Raw genomic sequence first — 23,336 nt, forward strand, 5'->3', positions numbered from 1 at the left:
GAGGTCTCAATGTGGGCAACAAGCCGCGCACGAAGTAAGCGGATAAAGCACGCTCAATTGGCCCTGCACGATGTAAGCGGGCCGTGTGAGTGATCCGCTTACTACGTGCGCGGCTTGTCATCGACGTGAGAGTGATCCGCTTACTTCGTGCGCGGCTTGTCATCGAGACGAAAAAAGCCCACGGGCGGGACCCGTGGGCTTTCGATCGAAAGCGATCGTCGTCAATTCCGCTTAGAATTCGCCGACGACGTTGCCGTCGTTGATCGTGGCGAGATTCGTCAGCGTAACGCCATCAATGTTTTCGCTCAGGAACTTAACCGCTCCGTCCGCGAGTACGAACTGGGCACCACCGACGTGAAGGCTGTTGAAGCCGTCATCGGCATTGGCTGTGACATCCGCGTTGATGCCGGTGCCTGTCGCACCGACCACGGCGACAAATTCAGCCGGGGTACCAGCTGCCGTAGTCGTATCGCACATGAAGACGTTACCGGCATTTGAGTTAACCTTGCCGGCCGAACCATCGTACTCCCAAGCCCGTTCACCCACGGCGAGTGTGTTGCTCGTTCCGTCGGTGATGTCGCGAATCGCGATCGAATTCCGTTGGTGTGTATTGCTGAGGAAGTTACCCCACACGAACACGCCTGTCAGCGCAGTCGAGTTAGCGATTGCCACGACCGGAGCGTTAAGCGGCGAATTCACCCCAACGTAGTTCGACATCGTGGTATTGATTGCATTGATCGGATAGATCGAGTTGTGCGTCGGACCGGGGTCGGACGGACACCGCATCGCCGTCAGCACGAGTGGTTCGGAAACCAAGTTCGCTTGGTCATACGGATCAGCCGTGCCAGCGTTGAGGTTGTCGTACAGCGGTGCCTGATCGATGAACGGAAGGATCATCGTGCCCCAGGCCCATGCCCCGTTCGTGCCGGTCACGGTGGCGTAAGCCCCGGCCGGGAACATCTTGTAGTTATCGTGATAGTTGTGCAGGGCAAGGCCGATCTGCTTGAGATTGTTCTTGCACTGGGTTCGCCGGGCCGCTTCACGGGCCTGCTGGACGGCGGGGAGGAGCAGCGCGATCAGGATCGCGATAATCGCGATCACGACCAGCAGCTCAATCAGCGTAAAACCTTTGCGTTTCATCAGGAACTCTCCGAAAAAAGGAATGAGATGAGTAACTTATATGTGTAGGGCCCGCATCAAATGATGCGTCCGACGATTAGAATTCGCCGATGACCTGGCCGTCTTTGATGTTTACGAGGTTAGAAAATGTGAGTGTGTTGATGTTCTCGCTAATGAACTTGACAGCGCCGTCCGCGAGAACGAATTGGGCACCGCCCACATGCAGGCTGCTAAAGCCCATTTGTGCCTCAAGAGAATTCTGCGTTGCATCGACGTCGGCGTTGAGATTCGGGCCAGCACCGTTGGTTAGCAGGGCACAGGCAGCTACATCAGAGAGATTACTGACTGAAGTCGTTGCCGCTGCGGATGCCGTTGAATCGACAATCCCAACCCCACCGGGACCGAAAGCGTTTCCGGCAAAAGCATTAACTTTGCCGTTGGCACCATCGTACTGATAAGCTCGCTCGCCAATCGCGATCGTGTTACTCGTACCGTCTGTGATGGTGCTCACACTGATCGAGTTCACCGAGTTTTCTTCGTCGCTGTCGGTACCGTCAAATTGCTCATACAACCCATAAGGAAACATGCCATGTCCGCGAGTCAATCCGGCGATAGGTAGGCCCGTTGGTGCAGCCGCACCATCGTCGGTGACGATCGTGTCATCGAACATCAAGCTAAGCTTATTGTTGTCGGCATTCGGGGTGCCACCCGGAATGGCGGCACGGGCTTGAATCGCGTTGTCGAGCAGGCCAGCGTGGCTGTTTGCTCCAACGTAGTTCGACAGCGTCGACGCTCCGCCGTTCAAATTACGCGAATCATTCAAATCGGGACCCGGATCGGACGGGCAGCGATAGGTCGGCAAAACCACAGTCAAGCTACCGGCAGTATTATTCGGTCCTGCTGTGCCGACATTGAAGTTATCGTAAAGTGGTGCCTGATCCATGTAGGGCAGGATCATCGTGCCCCAACCCCATGCGCCTTGGCCAAGTTGCAAATATGCAGCGGCCGGGAACTGTTGATAATTATCGTGGTAGTTGTGGATCGCCAGGCCGAGTTGCTTCAGATTGTTTTTGCACTGGCTGCGGCGGGCAGCTTCGCGGGCCTGTTGCACGGCCGGCAGCAGCAGCGCAATCAAGATGGCGATGATCGCGATCACCACCAACAATTCAATGAGTGTAAAACCTTTGCGCTTCATCGAGAGGACTCCAGTACGAGAAAAAGGGAACCGAAAAAGTGGTCGAGCCGGGTGTTTGTCCTGGTGATGAAAATTCCAGGGCGAGCGACACAGAATCCGTCCGACTCCAAGTAAAACTCGAATTGCTATACTGAGAGATGAAAGATTGGCGCAATTCGACAATTCAAAGCATGACGTAGGTTTGATATGTTGTCAATCCTGTTCAATTTGAGAAAATTTTGAGAATTGGCTGAAACCGCCGTCATTCGCTGAAGACGGACTAAGTAGAAACGTGAGTATTTCACAACTTCAACGCCAAAACTTCAAAATCTGTTGATTTTTCCTAAGAGCTGCTCGGTTCGCAATCGGGGTGTGAAAACTGGTCAAGACCGGTCGATGATTCGCCGCCCGTCGCCCTCGAGCAGTCGCAAGTTCGAGCTAATTCGTTCCGGGGGCGGCGAAAGCGCCGTTCCCGGCCACCCGACAGCAACTCATCCGGTCCGGCATCCAATACCGGATGTGGCCGGTCACTGAGCACTCTGGCGGCTGCGCCGTACGGACGTTGTCCGTGCCACTCAGCATCGGTCGCCGCGTTCCAGCTCCGATCGCGCGGGCTTTGTCGGTTGTGACGGTGAAGGTCGAGCGTCGCGTTTGCCGAATGTTTCCCGGATGTTGCATTCGGGCAACGTCGGCAAACGTGACCTATGTTTTCCGTGACAGGATCGGCGGACTCCCTCCCGCCACCTTTCGCGGGAACAACACATGCCCACAGAACACAACGATCTTCATCGACCCGATACCGAAGCGATTCTCGATGCCATCAGCCGGGGCGAATCGCCGACCGGTCTCGATGACGGTGCCGAAATATCGGGCGGGCCGAACGAGACGACGCTGTCCGATGCACGGTTCGACCACGCTTCCGCTTCTCCGGCTGACTCTCAGGACCTGCCCTACGATGCGACATTTGTCGTGCCGCAGCCGGACGAATCGGAGCATCCGGTCTTCGTCCGCAAGCAGGAGCGCGACCTCGCCTTCGCCCTCGCGGCGATTCACTCCGGGGCTTTAGCGGAGAACGAACTCACGCGGGTCATCGATGAATGGACGATTCACGGCAGCGAAACGCTGGCCGAATTCGTCGCCCGGAAAGGCTTGATCGCGGAGGAACGGCGAGATGAAGTCGACGCACTCGCTCAGCAGCGGTTGCAACAGGTGCTCGCGACCCTGCCGGACGACCAATGGGGTATGTCCTCGGGCGAATCGTGCCGCATCAAACTCTCGATGATCGACCCGCGCGGCCGGCTCACGAAATTGCTCGGGATCGCCGCGACCGGAACATGGCTTCTGGAAGACGTCCCACGGGTTCTGTTCGCTCGATACTCCCTGATTCGTAAGCTGGGGCAGGGTGGTCTCGGGACCGTCTGGCTGGCCCGCGATCAGAACCTGCAGCGATACGTTGCCATCAAAGAAATCAATTCGTCCGGCCAACACGACGTCACGGCCCTAGCCCGTTTTCGCCGAGAAGCGGAAATCACCGGCCGACTCGAACACCCCGGCATCGTCCCGATCTATCAGTTCGGTTGGGACGAAGAGACCCGCCGTGTGTTCTACGTGATGCGATTCCTCGGCAAGCAGACATTGCAGGACGCGATCAACGAGTACCACGAACGGCTCGAGTCGGGCGACCAGAATCGGATGTCGATTCACAACCTGCTGACCGCCTTTGTGTCGGTCTGCCAAGCGATCGCACATGCCCATTCCCGAAAAGTCATTCATCGCGATTTGAAACCGGACAACGTCGCGCTCGATTCATTCGGTCAGGTCGTATTGCTCGATTGGGGATTGGCGAAAATCAATGATGAGACCGGCGTGTATGACGGGGCCGGCGAGATCGAGCCGGCCGATATTCACGATTCCGGAACCTCTTTGGCGGCTCAAGTCGTAGGGACGCCCTCCTACATGGCCCCCGAACAGGCGGCCGGCAGGCACGAAGACATTGACGAACGGACCGACGTCTACGGCCTCGGGGCGATTCTCTACACGATATTGACGGGCGTGGCCCCGCACGAAACAACGATCCGCGGGAGCCGCAGCCGATTGACGATCAGCGAACTGCTGACGGCGATCGTGCGCGATCCCACCCCCTCGCCGCGCGACTTCAATCCGTCCCTCCCGCGCGAACTCGACGCGATTTGCCGCAAGGCGATGGCGAAGAAACGGTTCATGCGTTATCCGTCGGCGGTCGCGCTCGCCGAAGACGTTCAACGGTGGATGGCCGGTGAGGCGGTCTCCGCCATCAGCGATGCTCCGTTTCAAAAACTGCGACGCTGGTCGACGGCGAACCGCCGCTCGTCCCAATCTTTGATGGGCGTGCTGACGGTCGCGTTCATTGCGATCATCTGTCTCTCGATGGGGATGTACCGCGATCGCATTATTGAAACCCGCGCGGTTGTCGAACGCGTTCATGGCGAAGGTCGGGAAGTCGCTATCGGTTTGCGAGCCGACATCGATCGATGGACCCGCGATACGCGGTTCGTCGCCGGCTTGCCTCCGGTGACCGCTCTCGCGGACAAAGCTGCTTCCGATAGCCGCGAAGAACGATCACCCGACCCCGAACAGAGGGATGCCTTCGGCCGATCCGTCTCGTCGACCTTTCGCAAGCTGTTTGATGATAATGGTTTCTATCGATCGATCGCGCTCATCCGGCACGATGCCGACCTGTGCGAAGTCCTTCGCGTCGAACGGGGGACCGGTAGTGGCGGCGTCATCAGCGATGTGCCGCCCGGATGTTTGACCCGTCTGGCGTCTGAGGCTGTTCCCCGAGTGGTCGCCAAGCTGAGGCCGGGGCAGACCTACGCGATGAGAGGCAGTTTGGGCGGCTCGGAGACGGGGCCAGATCAACTGGGCTATTCGATTTTGTCACCCGTATTCACTGGCGAAAGCGGCGAGTACTTCGGCTTTGTCGTGATCGAGGCCGATCTCGGGCGAGCGGCGGCGACACGATTTGAAGATCGGTTACGTTGGTCGCGTCAGGCGACGATCGGGGACGACGGCGGCGACCGCCAACTGACTTACGTGCCGGCCCGTCAGTCCTTCCTGCCGACTCTCACGAGGGCGACGAGCAGTCTGCCGGTTGAACAGGCCCCAACGCCTCAGCAGGACGGCGATCGCTCGATCTTCGAAATCGTGCTGGGACTCGATAGCCGCAATCCTGATGCCGCGATCCGCTTGCAATTCTTGCGGTAATTGCCGACTTAAGTCCGCGACTCGCGAGTCCCTCCGTCAATGAACGCTCTTCTGACCGAGTCGGTTGGGTGCCTGCGTCGGAATTCGGGTTTCTGACGCATTGGTAAATGTGCTAATTCGCCGATTCCCTCGGCGCGCGACCGAATAGCAGGAATGACCGGAGACCCGGTCGGGCAAACTTGGCCGATTGGGCAATCAATTCGTCGTCGGCGTGCCGATATAGTCAGCGTTGCCACAATAGCTTCGGACGGACGGAATCTGCGATGAGTCAATCAATTTCGGTGTACGAATCGGGCTCCCTGTTTGTCCGACCCGAGCGATTGAATCAGATTACCCATGCCTTCGGCTTCGCCCTGACGATTCCGGCGGCCATTGCCCTTGTCAGTTCCGCGGTCGTCCATAGTGACGCGGCAACCGCCATCGGTTGCCTCGTGTACTCGATCACGCTGTGCGGCACCTACCTGGCCTCAACGCTGTCGCACAGTTTCGACGATCGCCCTGCCGTTAAAGACATGTGGCGGGTGATCGACCAGGTCTTCATTTTCAGCTTGATCGCCGGGTCTTACACGCCATTCGCGATCGTCCACGCGCCTCACACCGCGGGGATCGCGGCGCTGATAGCGATGTGGGTTCTCTGCATCGGCGGGATGATTATGCGGATCGTCAGGCGTGGCAAACCGCTGACGGCTGCGGAGGTCGGATATTGTCTGATGATCGGTTGGGTTCCGCTGGTGACCCTGCCGGAAATCATGTCGACCGGCGGCATCCCCGGCTTCTCGCTCGTCATCGCCGGCGGCGTCCTCTACACGGGCGGAACGTTCTTTCTGATGAATGATCACCGCCATCCCGCCATGCACGCCGTGTGGCACCTTTGCACGATCGGCGGAGGCATGTGCCACTACTTCTTCCTGTTGCTGTTTACCGCGGCGTGAACAGGACTGCCTTGGGGCCAGGGCGTGACGTGTTTCGCGCATCGACGGTTGCACGTGGTTGCAGAGATCGTGATCTTGGGGTGCGGAGTCCGTCTGCCAACGGATCGCAATCAACGTCGCCCTCACGTCAGGCCTCGCGATGCCGAACGAAATTTGCTGCCGCGCTCGAAATGCTCCGAGCGTGTGCTCTGCGTTGTTCCCGGTCAAGCTTCTCGGCTTCCTGTGCGCTCTGCTCGCACCGGCCACAATCTTAGTCGCGGCCGAGCGTCCCAACGTCGTCATTTTCCTCGCCGACGATCAGGGGTGGGGCGATCTGAGCGTGAGCGGCAATCGCAATCTGAACACTCCGAACATCGACTCGCTCGCCCGTGACGGCGCGACCTTCGAGCGCTTCTACGTCTGTCCGGTCTGCTCGCCAACCCGCGCCGAGTTCCTGACCGGCCGCTACGCCCAGCGCGGCGGCGTTTATTCGACGTCGCGGGGCGGAGAGCGGCTCGACCTCGATGAGAAGACGATCGCGCAGTATTTCCAGCAGGCCGGATACGCGACCGGTGCTTTCGGAAAATGGCACAACGGGCTGCAGTCCCCGTATCACCCGAATGATCGCGGATTCAGCGAGTACTACGGTTTCTGCTCCGGTCACTGGGGAAGTTATTTCGACCCGCAGTTGGAACGAAACGGCGAACTCGTTGCTGGCGAGGGATACATCACGGACGACCTGACGACCAAGGCGATCGAATTTGTTCAGCGCAGCAAGGGAGAGCCCTTCCTTTGCTATCTCCCTTATTGCACTCCGCACTCGCCGATGCAGGTGCCCGATCAGTGGTACGAAAAATTCGATGGTGCCGAGATCGAGATGCGTCACCTTAATAAGTCACGCGAGTCGTTACCGATGACCCGAGCCGCGCTGGCAATGTGCGAGAACATCGACTTCAACGTCGGTCGCATGCTCAGCAAACTGGACGAACTCGGAATCGCCGACGAGACGATCGTCATCTACTTCAGCGACAACGGCCCGAACAGCTATCGTTGGAATGGAGGCATGAAGGGCCGCAAAGGCTCCGTCGATGAAGGGGGCGTCCGAGTTCCGTTCTTCATTCGCTGGCCGGGCCATATCGACAGCGGTTTAAAGGTCGATCGCATTGCTGGGGCGATCGATCTACTGCCAACGCTTGCTGATCTGTGCGAACTCTCGATGAATACCGATCACCAAATCGATGGCCGAAGCTTAAAACCGCTGTTGCTGGAAGAAAATTCGACTTGGCCCGACCGTTCCTTGGTTTCGGCATGGGGGAAGCGTGTCAGCATTCGGACGCAGAAGTATCGGCTTGATAACGAAGGCCGACTGTTCGACATGATCAACGACCCCGGACAAAGTCACGATATCTCGACCGGCTCACAAGGAATTGCGCGGCAATTAAAATCAGAGGTCGAGAAATGGAAGCAGGAGGTCGGATTCTCGGACACTAATACCGATCGACCGTTTTCAGTCGGCTATTCGAAGAGCACACGATTGCCGGCCCGAGATGGAATGCCTCACGGGAAGGTAAAGCGGAGCTGCCACCACCCGAATTGTTCCTTCTTCGAAAACTGGGTTTCGGATGAAGCATCGATTTCCTGGGACATCGAAGTTGCTGAAAAAGGAGACTATCAGGCACTACTCGATTACACGTGTCGTCCGGACGACGTCGGGGCCGTATTGAAACTCGCCGCCGGTTCCTCAGCGGTCATCGGTCAGATTGCCGAAGCATTTGATCCGCCGCTGCGCGGGGCGGAGCACGACCGTGTGAAACGGCAGGAATCGTATGTCAAAGACTTTGAGCGGGTGAATCTCGGCACACTAAATTTACCCTCCGGGCAAGCCAAACTTGTTTTAAGTGCTATCAAAATACCGGGGACCGAAGCGGTCGACGTTCGACGTGTGACGCTCGTTAAGCAGGACTAAGAATTTGGCTATCCCGGGTTTTGTCGAGTTTAGAAAGCTGATCCTTTAGTGCAAAACTCGTCCATATCGGTGCCTGAAATCGAAATTGAACTCATCTGCGTTGACCGCCCAGTTCTGGCCGCCAATAAGCCCGGCGGTTTGTTGACGGAAGCGCCGCTAGGAATTGCGAGCCTCGTCTCTGATGTGAAAGCGTATCTCAAACGAATTCACGATAAGCCGGGCAATGTTTACCTAGGGATTCCGCACCGGCTCGATCGGCCGGTTTCCGGGGTCATTTTGTTCGCGACCAATTCCAAAGGGGCGGCTCGGTTGTCGGAAGAGTTCGAGCAGCGTCGGGTCATTAAGTCTTATCAGGTGTGCGTCGAGGGGGCCGTTGAGCCCGGCGAAGGGCAATGGGTCGACTGGTTGCTCAAGCGAGAGGGGACGGCTCACGTCGATGTCGTCCCGGCGGGCACCGCAAAGGCGAAAGAGGCTCGGCTCTCCTATCGCGTGGTCAAAGTTGACGATGGGATGAGCCTGCTCGATATCAACCTCGAAACAGGGCGGATGCATCAAATCCGCGTCCAGTGCGCTGCCCGCGGGCACGCCGTTATTGGCGACGTTCAATACGGTTCGACGCGCGATCTGATCGGGCCTGTTTCCGACGACCCCCGCGATCGGCCGATCGCGCTTCATGCCAACGCGATCCAATTTCGGCATCCGGTGAGATATGACACCGTGACCGTCGAGGCGCCTCTTCCAGCGTACTGGCCGCTGCCGATTGCCTAGAAACGATTTCAATACCAGCCAGAGGCGCCAGCCGATGGCCAATCAACCAGCGCTTTTCCCGACGGCTTGCGCCTCGGGCTTGTATGCTAGGCGATTAAAAGCCGCTTTTGACGACTTCGTTAATTCACGAACGGCGAGATTCTCTGCGAAACGCAGTTGATCCGACGGCGTCTTGGCGTTTTTCTTCTTATGGCTTTTTCTTGATCCCTGCCGAAAGAGGGGTAGAGATCAGCCGACAAATCACTCGCAAATTGAATCTGCTGCCATGGCCGCCGCGCCTTCGGCGTATGGCTGGCCTCCGTCTTCGTCGCCGCGCTGCGGCCATCGCCAATCTTTAGAGGGTTTAACCATGCTTCAATGGAATCTGCGCTCGCGGTCTGCGCGTCGTCGCCGCCGTCCTGAAATTAAGGTTGAGCCGCTCGAACAGCGGGTCGTTCTTTCTGCCGACATTCCCACGATTAATGGGATCGGCAACAACCTCAACAACCCCGACTGGGGCAGTACCGAAACGGAGCTGTTAAGAAACACCGAGGCGGAATATACCGACGGAACGTCGTCGCCCGCCGGTGATGATCGCCCCAGTGCCCGAGTGATTAGTAACACGGTCGGCGATCAGGAAAGCGATGCGACGAATGATCGCTACCTGACGGACTACGTTTGGATTTGGGGGCAGTTCATTGATCACGATATCGACCTGACCGAAGGGGCGTCTCCGGCAGAAGAGTTTAACATCGACGTACCGCAGGGCGATCCGCTGTTTGATCCGAATGGGACTGGGACGCAGCAGATTCCTCTGGACCGCTCCATCTACGAGGAAGATGCCGACGGGACGCGGCAGCAGTTAAATCAAATCACTGCGTTCCTCGACGGCTCGGTGATCTACGGGTCCGACGATGTCAGAGCGAGTGAACTGCGAACGTTCAATGGCGGAAAATTAAAGACCAGCAGCGGCGATCTTCTGCCATTCAATGAAGCGGGGCTTCCGAATGCCGGCGGGCCGAGCGACTCGCTGTTTCTTGCCGGTGACGTGCGGGCGAATGAAAACGCCGCTCTTACCGCAATGCACACGGTCTGGGTGCGAGAGCACAACCGCATTGCCGATGAACTCGCAGCCGGAGATTCGAGCCTGAACGATGAAGAGATTTACCAACTGGCGCGGGCTCGCGTGACCGCTCAACTGCAGGCGATTACCTACAACGAGTTTCTTCCCGCGTTACTGGGTGATGGCGCGCTCGCCGAATACCAAGGTTACGATGACTCGGTCAATCCCGGTATCGCGAACGTCTTTTCGACGGCGGCTTACCGACTCGGTCATAGTTTGCTGTCGCCAACGCTCTTAAGGGTTAATGCCGACGGCTCAACCGCAGCTGATGGGAACATCGCACTGCGAGATGCCTTCTTTAATCCATCCGCGGTCACAGATGAAGGAATTGATTTATTGCTTCGGGGCGCGTCCTTACAAAATGCGCAGGAACTCGATACTCAAATTATTGATGATGTCCGGAACTTCCTGTTTGGACCTCCGGGAGCAGGGGGCTTTGATCTGGCATCCTTAAACATTCAGCGCGGGCGCGATCACGGCTTGGCAGACTATAACCAGGCCCGGGTCGACTACGGCCTTGAACCGGTTAGTTCGTTCTCGGAAATCACTTCCGATCCAATTTTGGCGGCGAAGCTCGAATCGCTTTACGGCAGCGTCGATAACATCGACGTCTGGGTAGGCGGTTTGGCCGAGGATCACGTTCCCGGCTCAAGCGTCGGAGAGTTGTTCCAGACGATTATTGCCGACCAGTTCGAACGCATTCGCGATGGTGATCGCTTCTGGTATCAAAACCTCTACTCCGGCGCCGAACTGTTTGAGATCGACAACACGACCCTCGCTGATGTGATTGAACGCAACACCGACATCGACGGTCTGCAGGAGAACGTGTTCTTCGATCGTGCCGTCCTTCGATTGGAGTTGGCTGATTTTGGAACGACTCAGGTAGAAATTGCGAAGAGCGGTCAGGACCTGGTTATCTCCGACCGCGTTTCGGGATCGGTGTTGGCGGTTGCGGCCATCCAAGATTTGAAGCAGGTCGTGATTGTGGGGACCGCCGCGAATAATGAGCGAGTGACGGTCAGGGCGGGCGCCGCTGCCGCAGGACTCGAAGGCGGCATTCTGTTCTATGGGAGCCATGGCCAACGCGATCGGCTGATCGTCACGGGGACGCGACACGCCGACACTTTTGTCGTCGACGGCCATTCCGTTGTGCTTAATGGGTCGGAAGTGCAGGCGTTTCACGTTGAAAATCTGGACCTGCGAGCTCGAGGAGGGGATGACGTCATGTCGGTCCGTCGAGAATCGGCTGCCAAAATACGGATGTTCGGCGGTAACGGAGATGACCGGCTCTTCGGCGGGGAGGGATGGGATTTGCTCTCCGGTGGGAACGGCCGCGATCTCCTGTTCGGCAATGGGGGCAATGACGACCTGCGCGGCGGCGCGGGATCGGACAGGATTTTCGGCGGAGCTGGTGATGACTTCATTGATGCGGGCGAAGGACATGACCTCGTATTCGGCGGGCGCGGCGCGGACTTTATCCTAACCGGACTCGGTTTTGATATCGCATTCGGCGGCCCTGGTCATGACACAATCGACGGGCGGACTGATCGTCGCCGAGTTGCCAAGAAGCCACCGGCCCCGCGTTCGGGCGAGCCCGGTTCCGGCAAGTCCGATTCGGATAGCAAGAAACACAATCGCAGTCGGAACGATGCACCTCCCCAAGTTGCAAAGCGACAGGAGTTGCAATCGGGAGAGAGTGCGAAGCAACATCGCTCTGATGCCAAGTCGGAGCAAGGTCGCCGACGGACAGGTCGCGGTCGCGCTTGATCATGCCTGCGGGTTTCGAGACTCGCAGCACACGGCCTCGTCTTGTTAGTCGAACAGCCGGCGGCGATCTCTGTGAGGGGTCGTCGCTCGGTTGTCACCAAGCGACGATGCAGTACTGAAACTGCGTGATTCAAAATGTGCGAATATGACCAAAGAAGATACTTGACGGGTTGTGTACCAAATAGCAGTATGCGGGTTCCTCGTTCGATTCGATTCGTCCGTCGAGCGTCCTGTCTCCCAACCGTCACCTCGAGCGAATTTTTGCGGTCTCCTGCAGTTTCGCCTTCGCATCCATTGTCTTGTTGATCAGCATCGATGACAGCCGTCTATCAACCAATCGCTCGCCTGCTGCCGCTCTCTGCAAGAGCTGTCGGGACGATTGTATTGCGGCGGTCACGCGAGTTGGCCGATTGCTCCGACACGGAACTGGGTGACCTCGCTCGTTCCGTGCGATGGCAATTGAGAGAGCGCCCCGGTTCCTCCTCGCTGCGAATCGAAACATTCGCGGTGGTGGCATCCGCTATTCGCCGGGTGTTCGGTTTCGAGCCTTACGGCGTACAGATTCGAGGCGGCTGGCAGATGTCCTCGGGTCGGCTCGTCGAAATGCAAACCGGCGAGGGGAAAACGATCACAGCGTTACTTCCCGCCGCCTTTCATGGCTCGTTCGGACGTGGATGCCATGTGGCCACCGCAAACGATTATCTGGCCGAGCGGGATGCCGACGAGATGGGGCCGGTCTTCCGGATGTTGGGCCTGAGCGTGGGATGCGTCCGCGAAGACATGTCGGACGACGATCGCCGAACGGCCTACCACTGCGATGTCACATACGGCACAGGAAAAGAGATGGGATTCGACTTCCTGCGCGATTGCCTCAAGCGTGGCCCTCAAAGCGGTGACGCGATCGCCCCGATCGGGGTTAACGAACTGCCCGTGCAGCGAGAGCATTATTTCGCTCTTGTCGACGAGGCCGACAGCGTATTGCTGGACGAAGCACGAACTCCGCTCGTCATTGCCGGGCCGCCGGATGACAATCGGACCGAAGAGACGCTGAGGCATTGGGCCGACAGCACCTGCCGGAACTTAGAACCGCAGCGAGATTTCGTCATCGAGGCCAAAAAGCGTTCCGTTGAACTAACCGATGCCGGTTGTCGACGCGTGACATTAACCGCGCGATCGGCGTCGGCGAGGCTCTTTCCCGTCGAGCAATTGTTCTCCGCCGTCGAGACCGCGCTGGTGGCCCGCCACGTCTTTGTGCGTGATCGCGACTATATCGTGAACGAGCAGGGCGAAGTCGAAATTATTGATCTTTCGACGGGTCGGCGGCGAGTCGGAAGCCGATGGCAGGAGGGACTTCACCAAGCCGTTGAGGCGAAAGAAAAGTTGGTCATTTCAGCCGATTCGACCACGTCGGCTCGCGTCACGATACAGAGTTATTTCCGCCGGTATCGGCATCTTGCGGGGATGACCGGAACGGCGATGTCGGCCAAGCTGGAGTTTCAAAAGACCTATCGTCTGCGGACCTGTTCGATTCCCACGCATCGACCCAGCCGAAGGGTCGCACGACCGACCCGCGTGTTCATCGATGCCGCTGCGAAGTGCCGGGCGATCGCCGATGAAACACAAACGATGATCGAATCGGGCCGGCCCGTGCTTATCGGAACGCCTTCGGTCGAGGCGTCCGAACTTGTTGCGGCGGCGCTGTCGGAAGCGGGCATCGTCTTCAGCCTGCTGCATGCCCGCCGAGACGATGTCGAGGCCGAAATCGTTGCTGCAGCGGGACAGGCGAGCCGGGTTACGGTGGCGACAAATATGGCGGGTCGCGGGACCGATATCCGCCTTGAAGATTCGGTGAAATCCGCGGGCGGGTTGCACGTGATCGCCACCGAGCGACACGCGTCCGGACGTGTCGATCGTCAGTTGGTCGGACGGGCGGGGCGGCAGGGTGACCCGGGCACGTTTCGGTTTGTGCTCTCGCTCGACGATGAGCTGCTGCATCGACTCGGCTCGGCCCGCATCGCGCAGCTCAAACGGATGGCCCGCCCGGACGCCCATGGAGAATTGCGGGCCGATCGGTGGGAGAAGTTGTTCCTTCGAACGCAGGCGCGGATCGAACGCCGGGATCGCAAACAGCGGGCGATGCTTCTGAAGTCGGAAACCAAATCACTGGCCGCCTGCGAACGCATGGGAATCGATCCGAATCTCGAGTGGTGCGACTTGTAGACAAGAAACCGACGAGCCTTTTCGCCAAGCGACAAGTGCGGTCGAACGGCATTCAGGAAATTAGCGAAACACGTTGATGGCGAAACAAATCGAAAAACACGGGCCGGTCGACACGCAGCGTCTGCGGGAACTGGAGCAGATTGTCAGCTCGTCGCTCGAGCCGAACGAATTGCTGCGAGAGTTCCTGAGTCGTCTTCTCGAAGCGGTCGACGGTCGGTCGGCGACGGCCTGGCAGTTGATCGGGCGGCAAATCAGGCTCGCGATCGAAACGAAGTCGTCGGCCGAGGTCGTTTCGGCTGCCCCCGCGTTGCGACAGAAGATGACGGCGATGGCGATTCGCGAACGAACGCCGCAACTCTATTTTCCGGGCGACGGCGAGGAGGCACAATCGTTCGCTCAATCGGCGGCAACTTCGGGCGACGACAGTCTTTTTCAGCCCACGATCGTCGTACCGCTTCGCGTTGATGACGAGATGATCGGCTCGATCGAAGTCGCCTTCTCGGACGACACGCCGCGTGACGTCATTGCGGCGCGGCTCGAAGCCGCGGAGTGGGCGGCGAATCTGCTCTGCGGCCATCTCGGTTCGAAAGTGCCGCTGCAATCGTCCGAGACATCCGATTCGAACTCGCTGCCACAGGAGACCTACGCGTTTCGGCTGCAGCGGCAGTTCGATACGAACGGCGTGTGCCGAGCTATCGCGAATGAGGCCGCGTTGCTATTGAGTGCCGATCGTGTCGCCGTCATTTTGAAACGCGGCAGGCGCGCGAAGGTGGAGGCCGTGACCGGACAGGAAACGGTTCATCGTCGGTCCGAAGTCGTCCGCGCGTTGGCCACGCTCGGCAAAGAGGTCATGCGGTTTGACGGAATCGTCGAACATGACGGTTTTCACTTCGAACACGCGCCGTCGATCGAGAAGCCGCTCGCGAAAGTCGTGCAGGTCAGCGGGACACGTGCGCTCTTGGCCGTCCCGCTTCATGAGCCGGAGCGACCGAAAGCGGGCGATGACAAGGCGATTGAAAGTCCGCAACGGCGTCCGCCCCGTGTGATCGGTTGCCTGATCATCGAGTGGTTGCGTGACGTCGAACCACCCGCCGACCGTCGGACGAAGGCGGATCAGATTATTCCCCTGACTGAGGTGACGGTCACCAACGTTCGCGCTGCCGACCGGATTCCGCTCCGCCCGGTACAGCGGATGTGCGGCAAGGCGATCGAAGCAATCAAGACGCGATATCGTGTTCAGGCGATGGCCGTCGCGGTTCTGCTGGTCGTCGGGACGGCGGCCTGCTGTTTCGTCCCCGCGCCCTATCGGGTCACCGTCGACGGCGAATTAATGCCCGAGGTCCGCCGGCGTGTCTTCGCCGCGATCGACGGCGACGTCACCGACGTACATATTTCGGGCGGCGATCATGTGAAGCAGGGGCAGTTGCTGGCGACGCTCCGCAATGAGGAGTTAGAAGCCGAGTTGATCGGTATTCGAAGTGAAATCGGAGAGAAGGAGCAGCACCGCCGGGCATTGACCTCACGCTACGAAATCGCTTTTCGTGGAGGACAACGCGAGGAAGCGATTGATTTGCAGGGACAGATTGCCGGGCTGCGGGCGGAGTTGACGGGGCTGAAGCGAAAGGCGGATGTCCTTTCTCAGCGTTACGAACGATTGAAGATTTATTCCCCGCTGACCGGGACGGTGGCGACCTTTCGGGTGAAGGAAAATCTGATCGGCCGCCCCGTCACCCGCGGAGAAGTGCTGATGGAGGTGATGGACGAGACCGGGCCGTGGCGGATCGAACTGGAAGTTGATGAGCATCGCCTCGGCCACGTGAAGCGTTCGATCCAAAATCGCGAAGAGGCGTTGCCGATCGAGTACCTGATTTTGACGACGCCCGAGCAGACTTACCCGGCGTCCCTCGAACGACTTAGCAATCGCACCGTTCCGAGTGACGAGGGAATGTCGAAAGTCGACGCGCACGCATCGCTCGGAGAGCGGCAACCGCCGCTGCGAATCGGAGCCGACGTCAGGGCACGCATCGACTGCGGCGACCGCTCCTTGGGGTATGTGATCTTCGGCGACGTGATCGAATTCGTTCGTCGCTACCTTTGGTTCTGAAATGTCCGTCATGATTTTCGCCGAAGACTTGTCGTCTGATATTCCTACTGAGGCAGCGACCGTGAAAACAATTTTGTGCGTCTTCGCTCTCGTTCAATTCGCGGTCGTCGCGAGCGCGAGCGAGCCGATCACGATTCCGGAGTGCAGCGTGCGGCCGGATGAACGCGCAGTCCTCGCATCCGGCCAACCGGGTGTGATTGCCGAGGTGAAGGTGAGCGAAGGCGATCGCGTCGACGTTCGCGAATTACTCGTCCGCTTATTTGACGACGAGGCAAAGGCGGCATTGGCGGCCGCGGCGAAACAAGCGGATAACGACGTCTCTTATCGCTATGCGGTCAAGGCGGCGGAGCTTTCTCAGGTCGAGTACGAAAAGGTGCTCGAGGGGAACCGCCGGACGCCCGGAACGTTCCCCGACATTGAAGTGCGTCGCTTGAAATTGGATGCCGAACGAGCCCGGCTCGAAATTGAGCAGGCCCAGCACGAGCAAGCGATGGCGAAGCTGAGCGAGGACGAAGCCGCAGCACGGCTCAAGTTGATGCATGTGAGGGCACCGTTTGGCGGGTTTGTCACCCACGTGATGAAATCCGAAGGCGAAGCCGTGCAGGATGGTTCGCCGATTCTCGAACTGATCTCGACTCGCAAAGTGAAGGTTGAGGGAGCTGTCGACGTCCACCTGTTGCCCCGGATCAATCCGGGGCAGCGCGTCGAGGTTCGGGTTGAGGACCCGCTGCTCGCCGAGATTCTGAGGCATCCTGTGCTCGAGGGCGAAATCGTCTTCGTCGACACGCAGGTCCAGCCGGTCGACCCGAAAGTGCGGGTGTGGGCCCGGGTCGACAATCCCGACAACCGCATTCCGGCCGGAGTGTTGGCCGTTATGACGATTCTTAATGAGGAACCGGCCAGCACGGAGGACGGTTCGTGAGCCAATTGCGCGGCGGCCCGACCTTATTGCCTCCGAACTCCGGTGAGTCGAGTTCGGAGGCGTTTCCGCTGCGCTGTCGGACCGATCTGCAATACCGCGAAGTGGTCGGATATGCCGATTCCTTTGTCGTAGTGAAAGACCCGGTGGGCCTGAAGTACTTTCGCCTGCGTCCCGATCAGGTCACGCTGCTCCGATCGCTCGACGGTCGCTCTACGCTCGAAGATGTTCGCCGCAACGTGATGCTTGCGCATCCGAATGTCTATTTGACGCCTAAGGAGGTCCAACAGGCCGTTGCCGATTTGCACGAGAAGGGATTGCTTCGCAGCGACCGTTCCGGGCTGGCCCCCGCGCAACGCCGCAAATCAGATGAGCAAAAGCGACAGAAGCTGTTCGGATCGCTGTTGAGCGTTCTGTTTTTGCGTCTGCCGGGATGGTATCCGGACCGTATGCTTCGAAGCCTGCTTCCATTTTGCGGATGGTTGTTTCATCCGGTCGTGGTGACGTTGTGCGTGCTGTTTGTCGTGGGGTCGTGGGGCTTTGCTCTGGTGAACTTCGACGACGTCCGGCGCCAACTGCCGACGTTCGGTCAATTTTTCGGGCCCCGGAATCTGCTCTACCTTTGGGCGACGATCGCCATCACGAAATTTCTGCACGAGATGGGGCACGGGCTGACGTGCCGACGTTTCGGAGCCGAGTGTCATGAGATGGGCGTGATGCTCTTAATTTTCAGCCCGACGCTTTACTGCGATGTCAGCGATTCGTGGATGCTGCCCAGCCGGGCGAAGCGCATGATGATTGCCGCGGCGGGAATGTATGTGGAATTAATCCTCAGCGGCATTGGCCTTCTCGTATGGTGGTCGACCGACAGCGGGACGTTGCATTTCCTAGCGCTAAATCTGTTTCTGACGACCGCCGTTTCGACAGTGATCTTCAACGCCAATCCGCTCATGCGGCTCGACGGCTACTACATCCTCAGCGACTTTCTCGGAATTCCGAACTTAGGATCGCGGGCCAATGAGCGGTTGCGGAAATCGACCCTGTGGTTGTGCCTCGGGATCGAGAATCGCGAGCCGACCCATGAAGACGAGAACGGTAAAGGCTGGTTGCTCACATATGCCGTGCTCGCGCTGGCGTATCGGTTTGTGCTGGCCTTCGGGATTTTGATCATGCTGCGGCAGTGGTTGTTACCGCAGCGTCTCGATGACTTGGTCACGCTACTGATGTGTTTTGTGGTGTTTTCGTTTCTCGCCAAGCCGATTATGCAGGGGTGGAAAATGTGGAAGAATCGAGGCCTGACGGAAATGAAGTGGTCTCGGCTGATCGGTTCGGCGGTCGTGCTGACGGGGCTCGGACTGGCGGCCGTGTTCGTGCCGATTCCCTGGTACGCCGAAGCCCCGATCGTGGCCGAACCTTACGACGTGCGGCACGTGAGAACCGTCGTCGGTGGTCGGCTGCTCGCCGTTCATGCCAGACCCGGAGATTCGGTCGAGCAGGGAGCGGTGATCGCCGAGTTGGAGAACACGGAGTTGCAGGATCGGCTCGACCAAGTTGAAGCCGACATTGCGGTGCAAAAAGCGCAGATACGAGTCGCCCAATACACCGGCGACGTCGTCGAAAAGGCACTCTCGCGAGACCATTTTGCCGCCCTGACTGAGCAGCAAACGCAACTGAAAGCGATGATCGCTCTGCTGACGATCAGGGCCCCGGTCTCGGGCACCGTTATCGCGGGGCCGGTTCGAAAGGAGCCGACTCCGGCGGCGCAGCAAGAAGGTCAGCCGGTGACCTGGAGTGGCCGTCCCACCGATCGCAATAACGCGGGTGCGTTTTTGGAGTCGGCGACGCATCTGGTCAGCATCGCCCCGTCCGACGGCACGCAGGTGCTGCTGCACTTCGATCAGGCCGAGCTGGAAGACGTGCATCTCGGCGAGGAGGTCACATTGCGATTCGAATCGATACCCGATCGGCTTTACAACGGCCGGGTTGAGTCGGTCGGAGCCGAAGGGCAGGTCTATATCGAGCCGGCTCTCGCGACGAAGTACGGCGGCGTTTTGGCGACCGAAGTCGATGAGCAGGGACGCGAACGCCTCGCCGAGCCGGTCTATGTGGGACGTGTTCGACTCGACGATGCGGACGCTTCGATCGTTCCCGGCACCCGCGGGCAGGCCCTCTTCACCCGATCGCAACGGCCGGTCGCTCGCTGGGCGTGGCGCGCATTCCGACGGGTCTTCTCGATGATTTGATCCAATGCGCGCCCGATAAATCCCGAGGGCCCGTCACCAAGAGATGAGGAGGTCGTTGACCATCGAATCTTGCGTCCGAACCGGACGAGATCAGGATCAATTGATCTCGTAGATGTCACCGAATTTTCGTCGAAGATATCCAATGAGCGGTGCCGGCGACGGAGGGCTGCCGGTGACGCGTTCGATCAATTGCCGCGGCGTCAGTCGGCGACCATGGGTGTGAATGTTTGCCGTGAGCCATTCCCGCACTGGGACGAATTCGCCCCGCGCGATCAAGCCGTCGAGGTCGCCCAAATCATGTCGGGCTTGGGCGAACAATTGCGCGGCGTACATTTTGCCGAGTGCATACGTCGGGAAGTAGCCGAGCAGCCCTCCGCTCCAGTGAATGTCCTGCAGGCATCCATTCGCGGCGTGGTCGACGGGGAATCCGAAGTAGGCTTCGAACTTCTCATTCCACGCGGCTTCGACATCGGCGGGGGCCAGGTCTCCAGATATCAGCGATTGCTCCAACTCAAACCGCAGGAGGATATGCAGCGAGTAGGTCACTTCGTCAGCTTCGACTCGGATGTAGCTCGGCCGGACGTCGTTGATCGCGCGGAAAAAGTCGTCGAGGGAAACATCCGACAGGACCGACGGGAAGGCTGTTTGAGCGGGCTTGAAATAATGATCCCAGAAGGGCCGACTCCGTCCGACAAAGGTCTCCCACGTGAGCGACTGCGATTCATGGATGCCGAGCGAAACCGACTCTCCGGCCGGTGTTCCGAAGTGCTCGGCGGGAAGATTCTGCTCATAGATGCCGTGGCCCGCTTCGTGCATCGTGCCGAAGAAGGCCATCGAAAAGAAGTTTTCATCGTACCGGGTGGTCAATCGGGTATCGCCCGGACCGAACGAAGAGCAGAACGGATGCGCCGCGACATCGACCCGACCGCTGTCAAAGTCGAACCCGATGTCCGCGGCCGCCTGTTCGGAGAATTCTTTTTGAACGGCAGCGGGAAAATCGCGTTTGAGGATCGACGTATCGGCCTGCTTCGGAGATTCGGTGATCGCCTGCACGAGCGGGATGATCGCGTCCCGCAATTCGGCAAATGAAGCGGCGACGAGGTCGGTCGTGATGCCCGTCTCGTAGTCGTCGAGGAGCGCATCGTATTTAAGGCCCTTTCCATCGCTGACGGCGTCAGCCTCCTCCCGCTTGAGCGTCACCGTCTTCTCAAGCCACGGCAAGAAAGCGTGAAAGTCGTGTTCCTTGCGGGCGCGGACCCACGCGTTCTGCGCCAGTGTCGCCGTCTCGGTGATTTCTTCGACCAGTCGTTGCGGAAGTTTGGTCGACCGATCGTAATCCCGACGCCATTCCCGAAGGTTGTCCGCTTCCAGCGACCCTTCGGCAAATTCGTCGCCCGCTTCGCACTCCGCTAGTAGCTCGCCGATCTTTGGATCGGTCGTGCGCTCGTGGACCAGGCCCGCCAATAAGCTGAGCTGCTTCGAACGCAGCTCGGCTCCGTTCGGCGGCATATAGGTCTGCTCTTCCCATCCCAGGACGGAAGCCGTGGAGCGCAGCAGAGCCGCCTTCTTTGAGCGAGCGGTCAATTCCTGATAGGCGGATCGGACATCCATGAATCAAAATCCTTAGCAGTACGTCGGCCTAATCGTCGTCGATACGATCGAATACCAGGGGGTGATCGCTATCGGGGTCGGCCACGCGAAGTGAGATTTTACCGTCGAGTAAATCGGTCAACAGGTCGCCGCAGACTTCGGCCCGCCACCCCACCGAGAGATCAGGCTTGGGTGGGTCGCGTTCCTCGTAGAGGTGCCAGCGGACGAGGTGCCTTAAGTCGGCCGCGGTGCCGACGAGTTGCCGGGCGATTCCGACTTCGGCACACAAACTCGTCAGCGCGATTCCCAATAATTGTCCCAGCATGTGCTCGTCGGGAGATTTGTCGGGCGTCTGCGCGGCCGGGGGGGGAACGAGTTCTTTCTGCGGCGTGTCGAGGCCGCGTGAAATCGCGCTGATTAAGTCTTCTGGTGTTCGATTGGCCTCGGTGCGATGGAAGTCTCGCGTGGCTTCCAGTTGTTTGGTCGTCGTGGGATGACGACGGGCGAGATCGATCACCAGATCGTCCCGCAAAATGCGACGCAGGGGGCGATCGCGATTGCGGGCTTCATCCTCACGCCACTGCGCGACCGATCGCGCAACGGCGAATTCTCGCGGGCTGAGCCGGTGGAGTCCGGAGAGCCGATCCCAGGGATTCCGGCAGGCTTCCTTTTCGACCGTCCTGATGAGTTGTTCGCACTCGGTCAGCACCCAGTCGAGCCGGCCCCGTTTCTTTAAGTCGGCCTGTTGTTTCTTCCACACGTCAAGAAGATACGAGGCATCGGCCAATGCGTAGTCGACCTGCTCCTTCGTCAGAGGTCGACGGCGCCAGTCAGTGCGGGTTTGTTTGCCTCCCGGCTTTGTTCCCAAGACGCGAGAGACCAACGCGTCATAGCCGAGCGGATAGCTCCGTCCGCGGAATCCCTCGGCAATTTGCACGTCGATCACATTCTGCGGCGTGATCCCGGCGAGGTCGATGCAAAAGCGGATCTCCGCCTGACCTCCATGCACGATGATCCCGATCGATTCGTCCGCCATGATCGCCCACCATTCGCTGAGGTCGGCAACTTCGAACGGATCGACACCGTACACGCCGTTCTCGGTCGCGAACTGCATCAGGCACAGTTCGGGGCGGTACGTGTATTCGGAGACGAACTCGGTATCGAACGCGACGATACCGGCCGCCCGAAATTCTTCACAAAGTGCGTCGAAGGCGGACTGTTCGACAATCAGTCGTGACGGCATGAAGGGCGAAGGGGCAGTTGGTTGATTCGGGTGAAACCGGAAGACGGTACAGACGGACGGTGCGGATCGTCGCACGTGAAGGACCGGCCCGCAAGCTTGACGCAGTCGACGCAGCCGTCGTGTTGCGTGCTAAATTCGACCGACCGTATCGAATCAGCAGGGCACAAGACGCCCGGTCGTCCGAATCGATATTCACGGAACGTTCTGCAGAATCGACTCCGTCGACAGTCCTTCACTCCCCAAGTATTCATGGCCGAACCTGACGACGATGCCCCGCCGGGTGTGCCCGAATGGGTGGTGACCTACGGCGACATGATGAGCCTGTTGCTCACGTTCTTTATCATGTTGGTCTCGCTCAGCGAGGTCGCGGCCGACAAGAAGTATCGCGCCATCATCGAGTCGCTGCACAAGCAATTCGGCTACCCGTCAGCCCAACCCAGCGCGCCGGGAAATTACTTCCCGGGAAACAGCTTTGAAGAGCGGTTGCCGACGCTCGGTTCGCATCTGAACGACACCAACGGCAACGCCGGCATTCGACGCCCCGCCGTTGATGGTCTCGACATCCGCGTCTATCGGTCTCGCGAGGGGAATCCCGTCCCGATCGGCAAGCCGGTCGTCTTTCCGGTCGGAGATGAAAGCATTCCGTTGGATCAACGGGCCACGATCGACGAAATCGCCGAGGTCCTGGCCGGGAAGCCGAACAAGGTCGAGATTCGCGGATACGCGCCGCAGCGTGAGGATGACCCGTTGCCGACGACGCACCTTCGTGTTGCGTATGCGCGGGCTCGCAACGTCGCCGCGCGGCTTGAAGAGCAGGGAATTCGACGCAATCGACTGCGGATCGTCTCGCTAACAGAGCTGCGGACCGATGAGGTCGAAGCGGCGCACGAAGACGATCGTGTCGATGTCGTCAGCCTCGACGCGTTCAGCGGCGACTTTGTCGGCCCACGCGATCGGTGACTCCACT

General features: G+C 59.1%; 14 protein-coding genes. 10 read left to right on the forward strand and 4 right to left on the reverse strand.

Translation table 11 applies throughout. The annotated features are described in order from the left end of the window. Nucleotides 1-231 precede the first annotated feature (231 nt). Entirely contained in the window at nucleotides 232-1,140 is a 909-nt protein-coding gene (locus Pan189_RS06295; RefSeq protein ID WP_145363099.1) for a DUF1559 domain-containing protein, read from the reverse strand. Nucleotides 1,141-1,216: 76 nt separating this feature from the next. Then, nucleotides 1,217-2,314: a DUF1559 domain-containing protein gene (locus tag Pan189_RS06300; RefSeq protein WP_145363100.1), complete on the reverse strand. Its 1,098-nt coding sequence runs from the start codon at nucleotides 2,312-2,314 to the stop codon at nucleotides 1,217-1,219. Nucleotides 2,315-3,055: 741 nt separating this feature from the next. On the opposite strand from Pan189_RS06300, the gene Pan189_RS06305 reads away from it, so the two are divergent. From Pan189_RS06305 to Pan189_RS06345, 9 genes are all read left to right on the forward strand, one after another. Next, complete coding sequence (locus Pan189_RS06305; RefSeq protein WP_145363101.1) at nucleotides 3,056-5,536, forward strand: serine/threonine-protein kinase; 2,481 nt, start codon at nucleotides 3,056-3,058, stop codon at nucleotides 5,534-5,536. Between the two features lie 263 nt (nucleotides 5,537-5,799). Beyond that, nucleotides 5,800-6,468, forward strand: a complete 669-nt coding sequence (trhA, locus tag Pan189_RS06310; RefSeq protein ID WP_145363102.1) for a PAQR family membrane homeostasis protein TrhA — start codon at nucleotides 5,800-5,802, stop codon at nucleotides 6,466-6,468. A 139-nt stretch (nucleotides 6,469-6,607) separates the two neighbouring features. Next, a complete protein-coding gene (locus Pan189_RS06315; protein WP_145363103.1) occupies nucleotides 6,608-8,413 on the forward strand; it encodes an arylsulfatase in 1,806 nt (601 codons plus the stop codon). Between the two features lie 48 nt (nucleotides 8,414-8,461). Next, nucleotides 8,462-9,181 (forward strand): RluA family pseudouridine synthase, encoded by a 720-nt coding sequence (locus Pan189_RS06320; protein WP_145363104.1) that lies wholly within the window; start codon nucleotides 8,462-8,464, stop codon nucleotides 9,179-9,181. A gap of 349 nt (nucleotides 9,182-9,530) precedes the next feature. Continuing rightward, nucleotides 9,531-12,050 (forward strand): peroxidase family protein, encoded by a 2,520-nt coding sequence (locus Pan189_RS06325; protein ID WP_310821170.1) that lies wholly within the window; start codon nucleotides 9,531-9,533, stop codon nucleotides 12,048-12,050. 315 nt (nucleotides 12,051-12,365) lie between these two features. Beyond that, entirely contained in the window at nucleotides 12,366-14,270 is a 1,905-nt protein-coding gene (locus Pan189_RS06330) for a preprotein translocase subunit SecA (protein ID WP_145363106.1), read from the forward strand. A gap of 76 nt (nucleotides 14,271-14,346) precedes the next feature. Then, nucleotides 14,347-16,374: an efflux RND transporter periplasmic adaptor subunit gene (locus tag Pan189_RS06335; protein ID WP_145363107.1), complete on the forward strand. Its 2,028-nt coding sequence runs from the start codon at nucleotides 14,347-14,349 to the stop codon at nucleotides 16,372-16,374. Between the two features lie 10 nt (nucleotides 16,375-16,384). After that, nucleotides 16,385-17,296 carry an efflux RND transporter periplasmic adaptor subunit gene (locus Pan189_RS06340; RefSeq protein ID WP_310821171.1) on the forward strand — a complete coding sequence of 304 codons (912 nt, stop codon included), beginning with the start codon at nucleotides 16,385-16,387 and terminating at the stop codon, nucleotides 17,294-17,296. Continuing rightward, nucleotides 17,293-19,536, forward strand: coding sequence for a biotin/lipoyl-binding protein (locus tag Pan189_RS06345; RefSeq protein WP_145363109.1), 2,244 nt, complete (start codon nucleotides 17,293-17,295; stop codon nucleotides 19,534-19,536). The genes Pan189_RS06340 and Pan189_RS06345 overlap by 4 nt, the downstream gene beginning before the upstream one ends. Nucleotides 19,537-19,632: 96 nt before the next feature. Here the strand turns inward: Pan189_RS06345 and Pan189_RS06350 are convergent, their stop codons facing one another. Continuing rightward, nucleotides 19,633-21,147 carry a carboxypeptidase M32 gene (locus Pan189_RS06350; RefSeq protein ID WP_145363110.1) on the reverse strand — a complete coding sequence of 505 codons (1,515 nt, stop codon included), beginning with the start codon at nucleotides 21,145-21,147 and terminating at the stop codon, nucleotides 19,633-19,635. 28 nt (nucleotides 21,148-21,175) lie between these two features. Next, complete coding sequence (locus tag Pan189_RS06355) at nucleotides 21,176-22,369, reverse strand: ribonuclease D (RefSeq protein ID WP_145363111.1); 1,194 nt, start codon at nucleotides 22,367-22,369, stop codon at nucleotides 21,176-21,178. 249 nt (nucleotides 22,370-22,618) lie between these two features. On the opposite strand from Pan189_RS06355, the gene Pan189_RS06360 reads away from it, so the two are divergent. Beyond that, nucleotides 22,619-23,329 (forward strand): OmpA/MotB family protein, encoded by a 711-nt coding sequence (locus Pan189_RS06360; protein ID WP_145363112.1) that lies wholly within the window; start codon nucleotides 22,619-22,621, stop codon nucleotides 23,327-23,329. Nucleotides 23,330-23,336: the final 7 nt, after the last annotated feature.

Origin of the sequence: Stratiformator vulcanicus (assembly GCF_007744515.1) — a bacterium.
In the GTDB taxonomy this organism is placed as follows: domain Bacteria; phylum Planctomycetota; class Planctomycetia; order Planctomycetales; family Planctomycetaceae; genus Stratiformator; species Stratiformator vulcanicus.